At 72.6% G+C, this 14566-nt stretch carries 14 protein-coding genes; 10 read left to right on the forward strand and 4 right to left on the reverse strand.

Features of this window, described 5'->3' with window-relative positions; all coding sequences use genetic code 11:
* Window positions 1-6 precede the first annotated feature (6 nt).
* Together cpaB and AB0O29_RS22365 are read right to left on the reverse strand one after the other, a co-directional pair.
* Window positions 7-708: a Flp pilus assembly protein CpaB gene (gene cpaB, locus AB0O29_RS22360; protein WP_365153936.1), complete on the reverse strand. Its 702-nt coding sequence runs from the start codon at window positions 706-708 to the stop codon at window positions 7-9.
* A gap of 39 nt (window positions 709-747) precedes the next feature.
* Complete coding sequence (locus AB0O29_RS22365; protein WP_365153938.1) at window positions 748-1638, reverse strand: hypothetical protein; 891 nt, start codon at window positions 1636-1638, stop codon at window positions 748-750.
* A gap of 406 nt (window positions 1639-2044) precedes the next feature.
* On the opposite strand from AB0O29_RS22365, the gene AB0O29_RS22370 reads away from it, so the two are divergent.
* Both AB0O29_RS22370 and AB0O29_RS22375 read left to right on the forward strand, forming a co-directional pair.
* The gene (locus AB0O29_RS22370) at window positions 2045-3742 is read left to right on the forward strand and encodes a glycoside hydrolase family 18 protein (protein ID WP_365153940.1); all 1698 of its coding nucleotides are present in this window, start codon (window positions 2045-2047) and stop codon (window positions 3740-3742) included.
* Between the two features lie 135 nt (window positions 3743-3877).
* Window positions 3878-5215, forward strand: coding sequence for a M14 family metallopeptidase (locus tag AB0O29_RS22375; RefSeq protein WP_365153942.1), 1338 nt, complete (start codon window positions 3878-3880; stop codon window positions 5213-5215).
* A gap of 57 nt (window positions 5216-5272) precedes the next feature.
* Here the strand turns inward: AB0O29_RS22375 and AB0O29_RS22380 are convergent, their stop codons facing one another.
* Window positions 5273-5680, reverse strand: coding sequence for a RidA family protein (locus tag AB0O29_RS22380; protein WP_365153943.1), 408 nt, complete (start codon window positions 5678-5680; stop codon window positions 5273-5275).
* Between the two features lie 202 nt (window positions 5681-5882).
* On the opposite strand from AB0O29_RS22380, the gene AB0O29_RS22385 reads away from it, so the two are divergent.
* The 6 genes from AB0O29_RS22385 (at window position 5883) to AB0O29_RS22410 (ending at window position 11420) form a co-directional block, all read left to right on the forward strand.
* Window positions 5883-7163 (forward strand): alanine racemase, encoded by a 1281-nt coding sequence (locus AB0O29_RS22385; protein WP_365153945.1) that lies wholly within the window; start codon window positions 5883-5885, stop codon window positions 7161-7163.
* A gap of 14 nt (window positions 7164-7177) precedes the next feature.
* Window positions 7178-8758, forward strand: a complete 1581-nt coding sequence (locus AB0O29_RS22390; protein ID WP_365153947.1) for a D-aminoacylase — start codon at window positions 7178-7180, stop codon at window positions 8756-8758.
* A gap of 78 nt (window positions 8759-8836) precedes the next feature.
* Window positions 8837-9847, forward strand: coding sequence for a YdcF family protein (locus AB0O29_RS22395; protein ID WP_365153949.1), 1011 nt, complete (start codon window positions 8837-8839; stop codon window positions 9845-9847).
* Between the two features lie 80 nt (window positions 9848-9927).
* Window positions 9928-10113: a hypothetical protein gene (locus AB0O29_RS22400; RefSeq protein WP_365153951.1), complete on the forward strand. Its 186-nt coding sequence runs from the start codon at window positions 9928-9930 to the stop codon at window positions 10111-10113.
* A gap of 187 nt (window positions 10114-10300) precedes the next feature.
* Window positions 10301-10753 carry a nitroreductase/quinone reductase family protein gene (locus tag AB0O29_RS22405; RefSeq protein WP_365153953.1) on the forward strand — a complete coding sequence of 151 codons (453 nt, stop codon included), beginning with the start codon at window positions 10301-10303 and terminating at the stop codon, window positions 10751-10753.
* 109 nt (window positions 10754-10862) lie between these two features.
* A complete protein-coding gene (locus AB0O29_RS22410; RefSeq protein WP_365153955.1) occupies window positions 10863-11420 on the forward strand; it encodes a GNAT family N-acetyltransferase in 558 nt (185 codons plus the stop codon).
* Between the two features lie 54 nt (window positions 11421-11474).
* On the opposite strand, the gene AB0O29_RS22415 is transcribed toward AB0O29_RS22410, so the two are convergent.
* On the reverse strand, window positions 11475-12032 hold the full coding sequence (locus AB0O29_RS22415; protein ID WP_365153957.1) for a hypothetical protein: 558 nt from the start codon (window positions 12030-12032) through the stop codon (window positions 11475-11477).
* Window positions 12033-12420: 388 nt separating this feature from the next.
* Between AB0O29_RS22415 and AB0O29_RS22420 the strand changes: the two genes are divergently transcribed.
* Together AB0O29_RS22420 and AB0O29_RS22425 are read left to right on the forward strand one after the other, a co-directional pair.
* Window positions 12421-13632, forward strand: coding sequence for a pyridoxal phosphate-dependent aminotransferase (locus AB0O29_RS22420; protein WP_365153959.1), 1212 nt, complete (start codon window positions 12421-12423; stop codon window positions 13630-13632).
* Window positions 13633-13793: 161 nt separating this feature from the next.
* Window positions 13794-14195, forward strand: a complete 402-nt coding sequence (locus AB0O29_RS22425; protein ID WP_365153961.1) for a hypothetical protein — start codon at window positions 13794-13796, stop codon at window positions 14193-14195.
* The last annotated feature ends 371 nt before the right edge of the window (window positions 14196-14566 follow it).

Here is a 14566-nt window from a genome sequence, read left to right on the forward strand (position 1 = left end):
CGCGCCTCACTTGTCCCCGTCGAGGGTGTACGTGCGGTCGGTCGGGCTGGGCACGGAGTCGGTGCCGGGGGCGACGAGGGCCAGGCGGACGTGCTCCGCGAAGGACTCGGCGTAGGCGACGCGCTGGGTGTCCTTGGTGTTGAGGGCGAAGGTGATCGGGACGGCCTCGGCGGGGCCCTTCTTGTCGCCGTCCTTGTCGAGGGCGGTGAGCTTGCCGACGTTCAGGACGCGGGCGTTCGCGACGATGATCACGGAGCGGGCGGGGTCGGTCTCCTTGGCGCCCTTGAAGGTGGCGATGATGTTGACCTTGGCGCCGGAGGTGATCTTCCCCGCCACGCCGGTGGCCGCGTCGATCATGATGGCGATCTCCTGCTCCCCGGGCTGGAGCTGCGGCTTGTCGACGAACATGTCGCTCTGGAGCAGGGAGCCCTTCTTCAGGGTGGTGAGCGCGATCTTGCCCTGGAGGGTCCCGAGGTCGCTGACGGCGGTGTCGGACAGCCACCGCTTGGGGACCTTGACCTCCTCGAACTGGCCCGCGGTCAGGGCGCTGTACGGGGCGATGTCGCCCTTGACGCGGTAGGCGACGACCTCGGCCCCGACCTTGGAGTTGACGTCGCCGATCACCACGAGCACCCCGGCGAACGCCGCGAGGGCGCACAGGGCCGACAGGAGCAGCAGGATGACGCCGCGGCGCTGGCGTGAGTTCATGGGCCGACTTACCTCGCCGTTCTTCGTTCGTTCGGGCGGTCAGGATCCGGTGCGGGCGCGGGCCCGTGAGGTGGCGGCGTCCTCGGGCGGTGGGGCGGCGAGCGGGGCGGCGCAGAAGCCGCAGCGGTCGCCGATGAGCTCGAAGCCGCACCAGCGGCACTGCTCGCGGCGGACCGAGGCGACGAGCTGGTAGAGGACGGAGACGTCCGGGATGGCGGCGGCGAACTCGACCAGCTTGGGGGTGGCCCACCAGCGCGCGGAGTCGGCCGGGAGGGGGTTCTCCATCACGCCCTGGACCTTCCAGGCCGGGGCCAGTTCGGCCGTGACCCAGTCGGAGGTGAGCTGGCCGCGGGCGAAGGTGAGGTGGGTGGCGAAGGCGGGCCCGGGCGGGATCACGCCGCCGTGGGCGGGTGCGGCGGAGGCGCCCAGCCGGGCCAGGTGCGGCTGCGGGTGGGCCAGTACGGCGAACTGGGCGCTCGGCGACCAGGAGCGGGCGTGGGCCTTGAGGCCGACGGGGACCCGGTCCAGTTTGGCGACGCTGCCCAGCAGGGCGCCGGCGTAGACGTAGTGGGACAGCAGCCGGGCGGCGGAGGCGAGCACCCCGGGGCTGAAGTCGCTGACGGTGAGCTGGCGCAGCTGACGGGCCAGCACGGCCGTGCCCAGGGGCGGGAGGTCGATGTCGAGGAGCGCGATCCGGTCGGTTTCCAGGATGGCCCGGACGGTGTGCAGCCGGCGGACGGTGGCCGGGGGCAGCCAGGGCGGTACGAGGGCCACGAGGTGGCCGTGCCGTTCCAGCAGGGCGGTGGTCTCGGCGAGCGCGCTCTCCAGGTCGGCCTCGCCGGGCGGGCGCAGGACGGCGGCTCCGGGGGTGTGCCGGTCGGGGGCCGGCAGCACCAGATCGGCACTGGTGACAGCGATGGCGGTCGGCACGCGAATCCCCCCGTTCACCCTGTACGCGTCGGCCGTTCCCCCGGCCGTCACGTACGCGCACGCGCCCGCTGGCACGCGCACGGCACTGCGCGACCGCAAACGTCCGACGCGTCTTCCCCCTTGCCCCAGCACCATATCCGCGTCACCCCGCGCAGGTCAGGGGCTTGGGGATTCCTGTGCCGGAAGCACATGTCACAGGTGACGAAAAACCCGGACAACAGGGATCCGACGCCCATTCATTTCAAGCCACTTCGCAAACACCCTTGACACCGGGATTGGTCTGGACCAACTTTGCCGCACCGGCAGTCGTCCACGGTCGTCCGCGGGGGAACCCCACTCCCCCTCCCTTCGGACCCCTTTCGAACTCCCTTCCGCTCCACCCCTCCACTCCCCCCACGGAGTCCACGTGAACCGCATACGCTCCCTCGCCCTCCTGGGCGCCGCCACCCTCGCCGCGGGCGGCCTCACCGCCTTCACGGCGGGCACCGCCCAGGCGGCCGACGTCAACGTCGCCCGCAACGGAGGCTTCGAGTCCGGCCTCGCGAACTGGTCCTGCTCCGGCGGCTCGGGCGCCGCCGTCGGCTCGCCCGTCTACGCCGGCGCGGGCGCCCTGCGCGCCACCCCGGCGGGCCAGGACAACGCCCAGTGCGCGCAGACCGTCACGGTCAAGCCGAATTCCACGTACACCCTCAGCGCCCAGGTCCAGGGCTCGTACGTCTACCTGGGCGCGACCGGCACCGGCACCCAGGACGTCTCCACCTGGACCCCCGGCTCCGGCGGCGGCTGGCAGAAGCTGTCGACCACCTTCACCACCGGCCCGAACACCACCCAGGTCACCGTCTGGACGCACGGCTGGTACGGCCAGCCGGCCTACCTCGTCGACGAGTTCAGCGTCTTCGGCCCCGACGGGGGCGGCGGCACCGACCCCGGCCCGAGCCTGCCGGGCGCCCCCTCGGCGGCCACGGTTTCCGGCCAGAGCGACAGCGGGCTCACCCTTTCGTGGAACGCGGTCAGCGGGGCGGGCGGATATTACGTCTATCAGGACGGCGTCCGCGTCCAGACGGTCACCGGCACCTCCACGCAGATCGCCGGGCTCACCGCCTCCACCTCGTACTCCTTCCAGGTGAGCGCCTTCAACGCGGCCGGCGAGGGCCCCAAGTCCCCGCCGGTGACCGGCACCACCACCGGCGGCGGGGGCAACCCGAACCCCAACCCGTCCGTGCCCAGGCACGCCCTGACGGGCTACTGGCAGAACTTCAACAACGGCGCGACCGTCCAGAAGCTGTCCGACGTCTCCGCCCAGTACGACATCATCGCCGTCTCCTTCGCCGACGCCACGACCACGCCCGGCGCGATCACCTTCAACCTCGACTCGGCCGGCCTCGGCGGCTACACGGTGGCCCAGTTCAAGGCGGACCTCGCCGCGAAGAAGGCGGCGGGCAAGTCCGTCATCCTGTCCATCGGCGGCGAGAAGGGCACGATCTCGGTCAACGACTCCGCCTCCGCGGCGAACCTGGCCAACTCGGCCTGGGCGCTGATGCAGGAGTACGGGTTCAGCGGGATCGACATCGACCTGGAGAACGGGCTCAACCCGACCTACATGACCCAGGCGCTGCGCGCCCTGGCCGCGAAGGCCGGCCCCTCCCTGGTCCTGACGATGGCCCCGCAGACCATCGACATGCAGTCCACCCAGGGCGGGTACTTCAAGACCGCGCTGGCGGTGAAGGACATCCTCACCGTCGTGAACATGCAGTACTACAACAGCGGCGCGATGAACGGCTGCGACGGCAAGGTCTACTCGCAGGGCTCGGTGGACTTCCTCACCGCGCTGGCCTGCATCCAGCTGGAGGGCGGGCTCGACCCCTCGCAGGTGGGCATCGGGGTCCCGGCCTCCCCCAGCGGCGCGGGCAGCGGCTACGTCTCGCCGACCGTCGTGAACAACGCGCTGGACTGCCTGGCCCGGGGGACGAACTGCGGGTCCTTCAAGCCCTCGAAGACCTACCCGGGGCTGCGCGGGGCGATGACCTGGTCGACCAACTGGGACGCCAAGGCGGGTAGTACCTGGTCGAACGCGGTGGGTCCGAAGGTCCACGGGCTGCCGTAGGCGGTAGGTGTGGGGGTGGCTGATTCGGTCCGGTGCGCGGCGCCGGGTACGCCCGGGGCTCTTGACCGGGACATGCCACAAGAGCACGCTGTGCGCGTCCGCACGGCTACCCCCACACTCCACCCAGGAGAACGCATGCGGCTCCACACCCGCCGGAGGGCCGCCGTCACGGCGGCCCTGCTGGCGCTCGCGCTCGGCGCCCCCGCCTACGGCATGAGCGCGACGGCAGCACCCCCGCCCACCCCGTCGACCGCCACCCAGGACGAGGCGGTCGTCCAGTACGAGGTCCAGGGCCCCTCCACCGCCGCCGAACGCACCGCGCTGCTGAGCAGCGGCGTCTCCATCGACGAGGTGGACGCCCGCTCGGTCGTGGTCAGCGCGAACCCCGCCCAGGCCAAGGCCCTGCGCGCCCGCGGCTACAAGCTGACCGCCCTGGCCGGCCCGCCCGACCGCTCCGAGCGGGGGGTCGCGAACCGCCCGATGGACTTCCCGTCGGCGGACTCCAAGTACCACAACTACGCCGAGGCGACCGCGGAGATCGACCAGCGCATCGCCCAGTACCCCGGGATCATGAGCAAGCAGGTCATCGGGAAGTCGTACCAGGGCCGGGACATCGTCGCGATCAAGATCAGCGACAACGTCGGGACGGACGAGAACGAGCCCGAGGTCCTCTTCACCGCGCACCAGCACGCCCGCGAGCACCTGACCGTCGAGATGGCCCTGTACCTGCTCCAGGAGTTCGGCTCCAAGTACGGCAGCGACTCCCGGATCACCAACATGGTCAACGGCCGCGAGATCTGGATCATCCCGGACCTCAACCCGGACGGCGGCGAGTACGACATCGCCACCGGCTCCTACCGCTCCTGGCGCAAGAACCGGCAGCCCAACTCCGGCTCCTCGGCCGTGGGCACCGACCTCAACCGCAACTGGGACTACAAGTGGGGCTGCTGCGGCGGCTCCAGCAGCAGCAAGAGCTCCGAGACCTACCGAGGGCCGGCCGCCGCGTCGGCGCCCGAGGTGAAGGTGGTCTCCGACTTCGTGCGCAGCCGGATCGTCGGCGGCAAGCAGCAGATCAAGGCCGCCATCGACTTCCACACGTACAGCGAGCTCGTGCTGTGGCCCTTCGGGTGGACGTACAACGACACCGCGCCGGGGCTGACCGCCGACGACCTCGCGGTGTACAAGAAGATCGGCACGAGCATGGCCGCCAGCAACGGCTACACGCCGGAGCAGTCCAGCGACCTGTACATCACCGACGGCACGATCGACGACTGGCTGTGGGGCAACCAGAAGATCTTCGCCTACACCTTCGAGATGTACCCGAGCGACACCGGTGGCGGCGGCGGCTTCTACCCGCCCGACGAGGTCATCGACCGTGAGACGGCGCGCAACAAGGACGCGGTGCTGCAGCTGCTGGAGAACGCGGACTGCATGTACCGGTCGATCGGCAAGGAAGCCCAGTACTGCGTCTAGGCGCGGGCCGGGCCGGCGCGGGGCGCCCCACCGCCAGGGGGGCGCCCCTTCGGCCGCTCAGCCGAGTACGGCCAGGGCGTCGATCTCGATCAGCAGGCCGGCGGGCAGGCCGACGTACACCGTGGTGCGGGCGGCGGGGACCTTGACGCCCTGCTCGTCGAAGTACGCGTTGTAGATCTCGTTCATCTCGGCGAAGTGGGCGGTGTCGGTCAGGTAGACGCGGATCATCACGGCGTCGTCCCAGTTCGAACCGCCGGCCTCCAGCACGGAGCGGACGTTCTCCAGCGTCTGGAGGGTCTGCTCGCGCAGCCCCGGGCCGGCGGTGACGGGCGCCTGCCCCTCGACGGCGGGCAGGTAGCCGACCTGGCCGGCGACCTGGAGGATGTTGCCCTTGCGCACGCCGTGCGAGAACTTCGCGGGCGGGGCGGGGTGCGACTCGGGGGTGACGGCGGTCTTCTCGCTCACGGGGTCGTCCTCTGCTTCGTTCGTGGTGTCCGGTGCGGAGCGGTGCTCCACCCTGATGGTGTCAGCGCGCGGCGGTACGGGTGGCGGCGGTTCGACCGGTTCGCTAGGGGGCGGGCGCGGCGCCGCCGGAACCGGGGGACGTTGACCCCTCGTCGTCAGCGGTGTTACACCACAGGCACCACCCGCACCACCAGGAGGCCCCATGCCCAGCGACGCCGTCCGACGCCTCGCCGCCGAACCCGTCGACCACCGTTTCAAGGGCCTCCCCCCGGACGCCGAGGCCGCCGGCCTCACCGTCGGCGAACTCGCCGCACAGGCCCGGGACCTCCACGACGGCGGCTTCACCACCCCCGTCCTCACCCTGGACGCCGACGCCCTCGACCACAACCTCACCGTCCTCGGCGAGTACGCCGCCCGCCACCACCTCGCCTTCGCCCCGCACGGCAAGACCTGCATGGCCCCCCAGCTCTTCGAGCGCCAGCTCGAACACGGCGCCTGGGGCATCACCGCCGCCGTACCCCACCAGGCCCGCGTCTACCGGGCCTTCGGGATCCAGCGGATCTTCCTCGCCAACGAGCTCGTCGACGCCGCCGCCCTGCGCTGGGTCGCCGCCGAACTCGCGGCCGACCCCGCCTTCCGGTTCGTCTGCTACGTCGACTCCGTGCGCGGCGTCGAGCTGATGGACCGCGCCCTGCGCGGACAGCCCGCCCGGGTCGACGTCGTCGTCGAACTCGGCGCCGGCGAGGGCGCCCGCACCGGCGCCCGCACCGACGAGAACTGCCGGGCCGTCGCCGACGCCGTGGCCGCCGCCCCCGCCCTGCGCCTGGTCGGCATCGCCGGGTACGAGGCCGAGGTCCCCGACGCCGACCCGGAGAAGGTGCACGCCTGGCTGCGCCGGCTCACCGGCCTCGCCGTGGAGTTCGACAAGGCCGGGCGGTTCGGCGAGGACGTCGAGGAGATCGTCGTCAGCGCGGGCGGGTCCGCCTGGTTCGACGCCGTCGCCGACGTCTTCGGGGAACTGCCCGAGCTCTCCCGGCCCGTGCTCAGACTGCTGCGCTCGGGCGCCTACGTCTCCCACGACCACGGCTGGTACTCCCGCCTCACCCCCTTCAACCGGGTCCCGCAGGAAGGCGGACTGCGCCCCGCGTTCCGGCTGTGGACCCAGGTCGTCTCCCGCCCCTCCCCCACCCAGGCCTTCGTCAACGCCGGCAAGCGCGACATCGCCTACGACCTCGGACTGCCCGAGGCCGAGCTCGTCCGGGACGCCCTCACCGGCGAGGAGCGGGCCGCCACCGGCGTACGGGTCGTCAAACTCTCCGACCAGCACGCCTGGCTGGAGACCGGCTCCGCCGAGGACGTGCGGGTCGGCGACTGGGTGGCGCTCGGCATGTCGCACCCCTGCACCATCTTCGAGAAGTGGCCGCTGATCCCCGTGGTCGGCGCCGACGGAGCCGTCCGCGAGTACGTGCGGACCTTCTTCTAGACCGGAGGCCGGTCATGGACCTCGTCATACGCGGCGCCCGCGTCGCCGACGGGACCGGCGGGGCGTCCCACCTCGCCGACGTCGGCGTGCACGAGGGACGGATCGCCGCCGTCGGGCGGCTGCCCGGCGGCGGCCGCCGGACCGTCGACGCGTACGGGCTCGTGCTCGCGCCCGGCTTCGTCGACATGCACGCCCACAGCGACCTCGCGCTGCTCCGCGACCCGGACCACAGCGCGAAGGCCGCCCAGGGCGTCACCCTGGAGGTCCTCGGCCAGGACGGGCTCTCGTACGCCCCCGTCGACGAGCGGACCCTCGCCCAGGTGCGGACCGCGATCGCCGGGTGGAACGGCACCGGGGACGACGTCGACTTCGACTGGAGGACCGTCGGGGAGTACCTCGACCGGCTCGACCGGGCCCACGGCGGACACGGCACCGCCGTGAACGCCGCCTACCTCGTCCCGCAGGGGACCGTACGGGCCCACGTCCTCGGCTGGGAGGACCGGCCCGCCACCCCCGCCGAGACGGACCGGATGCGCCGGCTGGTCGCCCGGGGGCTGGAGGACGGAGCCGTCGGCATGTCCTCCGGACTCACCTACACCCCCGGCATGTACGCCTCCGGAGCCGAACTCGCCGAGCTGTGCGCGGTCGTGGCCCGCTACGGCGGCTACTACTGCCCGCACCACCGCTCGTACGGGCGCGGCGCCCTCGCCGCCTACGCGGAGATGCTCGCCCTCGCCCGCGACACCGGCTGCGCCCTGCACCTGGCGCACGCCACCATGAACTTCGCCGAGAACCGGGGCCGCGCCCCCGAGCTGCTGGCCCTGCTGGACGCGGCGCTCGCCGAGGGCACCGACGTCACCCTCGACAGCTACCCGTACACCCCCGGCTGCACCACCCTCGCCGCCCTGCTGCCCAGCTGGGCGCACGAGGGCGGGCCCGCCGCCCTGCTGGCGCGGCTCGCCGACGGGGCCACCGCCGCGCGGATCCGCCACTCCCTGGAGGCGGAGGGGTCCGACGGGTGCCACGGGGTGCCGGTGGACTGGCCGTCCGTGGAGGTGTCGGGGACCACCGACCCCGCGTACGCGCACCTCGTCGGCACCCGCCTCGACGGCTGGGAGGGCGCCCGCCGGCTGCTGCTGGGCGACCGGCTGGGCACGACCGTCCTCCAGCACGTGGGCCACGAGGAGAACGTCCGGGCGATCATGCGCCACCGCGTCCACACCGGCGGCTCGGACGGCATCCTGCACGGCGCGAAGCCGCACCCGCGGGCGTACGGCACCTTCCCGCACTACCTCGGCCACTACGTGCGCGAGCTGGGCGTGCTCTCGCTGGAGGAGTGCGTGGCGCACCTGTCGGGCCGGCCCGCGGCGCGGCTGCGGCTGCCGGACCGGGGGCTGGTGCGCGAGGGCTACCGGGCCGACCTGGTGCTCTTCGACCCGCTGACGGTCGCGGCCGGGTCCACGTACGAGGAGCCGCGCAGGCCGCCTGCGGGGATCCCGCACGTGCTGATCGACGGGCGGTTCGTCATGCGGGACGGGCGCCGGACGGACGTGCTGGCCGGGCGGTCCGTCCGCAGAACGCCCGCCGGGCGGTAGGGGGTTCGGTCCGCCGCCCGCCCGAACAGGGCTTTCGCGGCGGCCGGCGGCCCGCCGCCGACACATACGATGAACGGCATGGCCGCCTTCGCCCTCCCCGCCCTCCTCTTCCTCGCCCTGTGCGTCAGCGCGTACAAGGACCGCCGGCGCTTCAGCAACGCGGTGCTGTTCGGGCTGACCTTCATCACCTTCTCGGCCGCCCTGCTCTTCCAGGTGACGGCGCTGCCGGGGTGGGCCGCCCTGACGATCATCGCGCTGGCCTTCGCCGCGCCCACGCTCGGCACGATGGCGATCGGCGGCTTCCTGATCGCCAACGGGGTGACGATGATCCGCAAGGAGGGCCGCCGTCCGGCCAACCTGCTGTCGCTGCTCGCCGGGCTCGGGATCTTCGGGATGGTCGCGGTGCTGATCGTCGTCCCGATGTTCCGCTCCACCGTCCTCAACGGCATGGCGGCGACCCTCACGCTGGTCGTCGCCTACGTCTCCTTCGTCTTCCTGTGCTTCCTCGGCTACGCCTTCCTCTACGGCCGGATCAAGGTGCGCGGGGACGTCGACCACGTGGTGATGCTCGGCTCCGGGCTGATCGGCGGGGACCGGGTGCCCCCGCTGCTGGCCTCGCGGCTGCGCAAGGGGCAGGAGATCTACGCGGCCCAGCTGGCCCGCGGCTCGCGCCCGCCGGTGCTGCTGACCTCGGGCGGCAAGGGGTCGGACGAGCGGGTCGCGGAGGCGCGGGCGATGGCGGACTGGCTGATCGCCGAGGGCGTCCCGGCGGAGCACGTCACGCTGGAGGACCGGTCGCGGACGACCGAGGAGAACATGCTGTTCTCGAAGGAGATCATGCTCGCGGACGACCCGGGCTACCGGTGCGTGGTCGTCACCAACAACTTCCACGCCTTCCGCGCCGCGATGATGGCCCGCAAGGCGGGGGTCAACGGGCAGGTCGTGGGCTCGCCGACGGCCCGCTACTTCTGGCCGAGCGCCACCCTGCGCGAGTTCGTCGCGGTGTTCTGGGAGCACCGGCGGGTGAACCTGTCGATCTGCGGGCTGCTGGTCGCGATCGGCGCCGCGGCCACCCTCGCCGCCCGCTGAGGCGCGGGGCGGGCGCCCGAGGTGCGTTCTTGGGGCCGGGGCCGGAGGATGGGGGCCTGGGGCACCGTAGGAGGTATCCGATGGACAGTGAAACCAACGAGCAGCCCACCCGGTCGGACCGGCTCTTCACCGGTGGTGAGCGCCCGTACGACCCCGAGGACCTGGTGATGGCGACCGGACACGACCCGACTCCGGAGCGGGTCGAGAAGGCGCGGAAGCTGATCGAGGAGAAGGGCCCGTCCGTCATCGAACGCTACCTGCCGTAGCGGACGGCCGGCCGGAAACGCTGCTGTGGGCCACGGCCCGGGGAGGCCCCCCGGGCCGTGGCCTTCTGCCGCTCGGCCGAGGGGCGCGCGGGGGGCGCGGTTGTGCGCCGGAGTGCGTGGCGGGCGCGGCGCATCCAGAATCGATGAAGGCTCGTTAGCCGTAGGGGGGACGCCCTACGGAGGTCAGATGAACAGCGTCGCCGTCGCCGTCGACTGGGAGCACCCCGCCGATCCCCGCCCGGGGCCCCGGCTGGAGCACGTGCGCACGTACGTGTCGAGCGGCGGCACCGACGGACACCTGTGGCACGGGGTCCCGACCCTGCTGCTCACCACCCTCGACCGGACCTCCGGCCGGGCGGCGCGCACCCCGCTGATCTACGGGCGGGACGCGGGCCGGCTGCTGGTGGTGGCCGCCGGTACGGGCGGGCCGCACCACCCGTCCTGGTACGGGAACCTCGTCGCGCACCCGGGGGTCCGGGTCCAGGTGGGCACGTCGGTGTTCGCGGCCTGGGCGCGGACGGCGAGCCCGGAGGAGCGGGAGACGTACTGGGAGGCGATGACGGCCCTGTGGCCCCGCTTCGACGACTACCGCGCCTCCGCCCGGCCCCGGGAGCTCCCGCTGGTGATCATCGAGGGCTGACCGGGGCGGCCGCTGACCGGGCGGGCCACTGAACGGGCGGGCCGCCGGAGCTGACATCCCCGCCCGCACCGCGGCCCCCCGCCACGCCCGCCGTGGCAGCATCGGCGCCATGCGCTACCGATACGCCACCGAGACCGACGCGCCCGCCCTGGCCCGGCTCTTCGCCGCCAACCACCACGACGCCCTGACCGAGGAGCAGCGCACCGCGCAGGGCTTCGTGCAGGGCACCTTCGACGAGGCCACCCTGCGGAACATGGCCGCCGCCGGCGAACTGCTCGTGGCGGACGACGGCCAGGGCCGGATCGCCGGCCTCCTCGCCCTGTCCGTCGCCGCCGACATGGCCGATCCGCCGGCCGCGGTGACCGGCCTGCTGCGGGCGCAGTCCGGACTCGCCTGGCGGGGCCGTCCGCTGGGCGAGGTGCCGTGGCTGCTGTACGGGCCGGTCGTGGTCGACGCCGCCTTCCGGGGGCACGGGGTGGCCCGGGGGCTGTTCGAGAAGGCCGTCGAGGCGTCGGCGGGCCGTGCGGAGGCCCTGGTCGCCTTCATCGAGGCGGGCAACGCCCCCTCCTGGCGGGTCCACGTGGACGCCTTCGGCATGACCCCGCTCGGCGACTACACCGTCGCGGAGCGGACGTACCACGCCGTCGCCACGCCGGCGGCGGGCTAGGGGCCGGCGGTGGGGTGTGGGGGTGTGGGGTGGGGGCGGCTGTCGGGCGTTGGATCAGCTGTTGGTGTTGAGGAAGCCGATGACCACCGCGCCCCACCAGCAGGCCTGGGAGACCAGGGCGGTCACCGCGCCCCAGAGGAGCAGCCCGCGGCCGGTCTCCCCGTCCACCGCTTCGAGGCGGCGGCCGAGCAGGCCCGCCTGGAGGCCGTTCACCGTGAGGGCGGCGACCAGGCCGAGCTTGGTGAGGGTCAGCGGGGAGTCGAGGTCGGGCTGGAGCATCAGTCCGCTGACCACGAGGCCCCCCAGGCCGGCCCAGATGGGCACGTGCAGGCGGGCGGTCGCGGCGACCACCTCGTCCAGGGTGCAGCGGCCGGTGACCCACAGGAGGCCGTAGTAGTCGGCGGACAGCACCGCGCCGAAGCCGAGGACCAGCGAGGCCAGGTGCGCGAAGAGCGCGGCGGAGTGCATGGCCGGGTCGGCCCGCATGTGCAGGGAGCACCAGAGCCCCGCCGCCAGGACGACCAGCGCGCACAGCGCGCCCGCCGCCACGGTCCACCAGGAGTCGTACAGGCGGACGGGGCGGGGGGAGAGTCTGGCTGCCGGCGAGGACATGGGGGCGGGCTCCGTCAGTACGAGGTGGCGCGGGGAGCGCCGGGCCGTCAAAGTGAGGTAAGGCTCACCTAAATGCCCTCGTCCGTCAATCCGGGTCCACGGGGCGGAACGGAGGGCCCGGACGGGCCCGGACACAACTCCCGCCGTACTCGCGGGTAGAGCGACGACGCCCGCAGGAGTGACCCCGCGGGGGTGACGAGCGCAACACCGGGCCGGATCGCCGCACCCCGCCCCCACCCGATCCGCAGGCCCGGGCGGCCGGGCGGCCGCCGTTTCAAAGGGTGGACGGGGAACCCACCCGTCCATCAGTTGAAACGGGACATTTCCCTCCTTGATGTCCGGCCGGAATGCCCAAGCGGACAAACAAAGAGGCCCGTAAGCTCCCGTCATGCAGGTGATCCAGTCAACGAAACTCGCCAATGTCTGCTACGAGATCCGCGGACCCGTCCTCGAAGAGGCGATGCGGCTCGAAGCGGCAGGTCATCGCATCCTCAAGCTCAACACCGGCAACCCCGCGGCCTTCGGCTTCGAGTGCCCGCCGGAGATCCTTGAGGACATGCTCCGCAACCTGGGCAACGCCCACGGCTACGGGGACGCGAAGGGCCTGCTGTCGGCCAGGCGCGCGGTCATGCAGCACTACCAGACCAAGGGCATCGACCTGGACGTCGAGGACATCTACCTCGGCAACGGCGTCTCCGAGCTGATCCAGATGTCGATGCAGGCGCTGCTCGACGACGGCGACGAAGTGCTGGTCCCCGCCCCCGACTACCCGCTGTGGACCGCCTCCGTCAGCCTGGCGGGCGGCACGGCGGTGCACTACCGGTGCGACGAGCAGTCCGACTGGATGCCCGACCTGGCGGACATCGAGCGCAAGATCACCGACCGCACCAAGGCGCTCGTGATCATCAACCCGAACAACCCGACCGGCGCCGTCTACGACGACGAGATGCTGCGGGGCCTGACGGACATCGCGCGCCGCCACAACCTGATCGTCTGCTCGGACGAGATCTACGACCGGATCCTCTACGACGGCGCCACGCACACCAACACCGCCGCCATCGCCCCCGACCTGATGGTCCTCACCTTCAACGGGCTGTCCAAGAACTACCGCGTCGCCGGCTACCGGGCCGGCTGGATGGCCGTCTGCGGCCCCAAGAAGCACGCGGCCTCGTACATCGAGGGCCTGACGATCCTGGCGAACATGCGCCTGTGCGCGAACATGCCCTCGCAGCACGCGGTGGCCACCGCGCTCGGCGGCCGGCAGTCGATCGTGGACCTGGTGCTCCCGGGCGGGCGGCTGCTGGAGCAGCGCGACGCGGCGTACGACCTGCTCACGCAGATCCCGGGCGTCACGTGCGTCAAGCCCAAGGGCGCGCTGTACCTGTTCCCGAAGCTGGACCCGGCCGTCTACAAGATCAAGGACGACCGGCAGATGGTCCTCGACCTGCTGCGGGCCGAGAAGATCATGGTCGTGCACGGGACGGGCTTCAACTGGCCCGAGCCGGACCACTTCCGGATCGTGACCCTGCCCAGCGCGAAGGACCTCTCGGACGCGGTGACGCGCATCGGGCGCTTCCTGGACGGCTACGGGCAGCACTGACGGGGGGACGGGGGCGGGGGCGCCTGCGGGCGCGCCTATGGGGTGCCTGCGGGCGCGCCTGTGGGGCGTCTGCGGGGGCGGCGTCCCAGAGTCCGGATACAGCTCAACTTTAGAACAGATCCAAGGTAGGATGGTCTCCTGACCCCGCAGGAGGCCTCCTCATGTACGAGCCGATCCGCTCCAAGTCGGCCGTCCACGTCGTGGACGGCAGCCGCAGCGAACCCCAGTACCCGCAGAGCAGCCGGGGCGAAGCCCTGGACATCCAGCTCGCCGGACACCTCGCGGCCCTGCTCGCCGTCACCGACGAGCTCTGCCTGGAGGACGGCGGCGCCGCCCGCATCGCGGAGCAGGTGACCCGCCTGCGCGGCGCCCAGCCGCTACGGGTCGCCCACCCGGCCCCGCCCGTGGGCGCCGACACCCTCACGCTCCACCGCCGGGCCCACGACCTCGCCGCCCGCGCCCTCCTCGTCGCCGCCTCCCGCGCCGACACCGCCGTGGCCATCCTCGCCGCCCAGCGCATGGACGCCCACGCCGCCGCCGCCAACCTGGCCGGCGCCCACTGACGGCCCCGGTCCGGGGCCGCGGAGGCTCCGGACCGGGCGCCACACACTCCGGCGGGGGATGCCCTGCCCTTCGCCGTACCGTGACGTGCCCTCGCGGCCACGGGCCGGCCATCGCCCCCTCGAGGGGCCGGGGGCCGGCCGGTGTTTGCCCACCCGCCTCCCCGTGTGCGGGGCGGTGGGGTGGGGGGCGGTAGCCCGCCGGGCGGTGACCGGGAAGTGAGGCGGTACCGAATGGGGCGGGGCCCGAGCAGGGGGTTCTCAGGGAGGGTTGGGGGTTTCCCGTCAGTCTCATCGTCCTTCCGCGTCGGGCCGGTCAGTCAAGAGCGCTCCTTCGTCGCGTCGCTTCGCGATGTCGCTGCGCTCCACTCTTG

The sequence above is a fragment of the Streptomyces sp. NPDC089915 genome (genome assembly GCF_040684675.1).
Lineage (GTDB): Bacteria > Actinomycetota > Actinomycetes > Streptomycetales > Streptomycetaceae > Streptomyces.

Bases quoted from the DNA above. Each gene is read 5' to 3' on its own strand.
- cpaB (WP_365153936.1), bottom strand. From the start codon at position 708: ATGAACTCACGCCAGCGCCGCGGCGTCATCCTGCTGCTCCTGTCGGCC.
- AB0O29_RS22375 (WP_365153942.1), top strand. From the start codon at position 3,878: ATGCGGCTCCACACCCGCCGGAGGGCCGCCGTCACGGCGGCCCTGCTG.
- AB0O29_RS22385 (WP_365153945.1), top strand. From the start codon at position 5,883: ATGCCCAGCGACGCCGTCCGACGCCTCGCCGCCGAACCCGTCGACCAC.
- AB0O29_RS22390 (WP_365153947.1), top strand. From the start codon at position 7,178: ATGGACCTCGTCATACGCGGCGCCCGCGTCGCCGACGGGACCGGCGGG.
- AB0O29_RS22395 (WP_365153949.1), top strand. From the start codon at position 8,837: ATGGCCGCCTTCGCCCTCCCCGCCCTCCTCTTCCTCGCCCTGTGCGTC.
- AB0O29_RS22400 (WP_365153951.1), top strand. From the start codon at position 9,928: ATGGACAGTGAAACCAACGAGCAGCCCACCCGGTCGGACCGGCTCTTC.
- AB0O29_RS22405 (WP_365153953.1), top strand. From the start codon at position 10,301: ATGAACAGCGTCGCCGTCGCCGTCGACTGGGAGCACCCCGCCGATCCC.
- AB0O29_RS22410 (WP_365153955.1), top strand. From the start codon at position 10,863: ATGCGCTACCGATACGCCACCGAGACCGACGCGCCCGCCCTGGCCCGG.
- AB0O29_RS22415 (WP_365153957.1), bottom strand. From the start codon at position 12,032: ATGTCCTCGCCGGCAGCCAGACTCTCCCCCCGCCCCGTCCGCCTGTAC.
- AB0O29_RS22420 (WP_365153959.1), top strand. From the start codon at position 12,421: ATGCAGGTGATCCAGTCAACGAAACTCGCCAATGTCTGCTACGAGATC.
- AB0O29_RS22425 (WP_365153961.1), top strand. From the start codon at position 13,794: ATGTACGAGCCGATCCGCTCCAAGTCGGCCGTCCACGTCGTGGACGGC.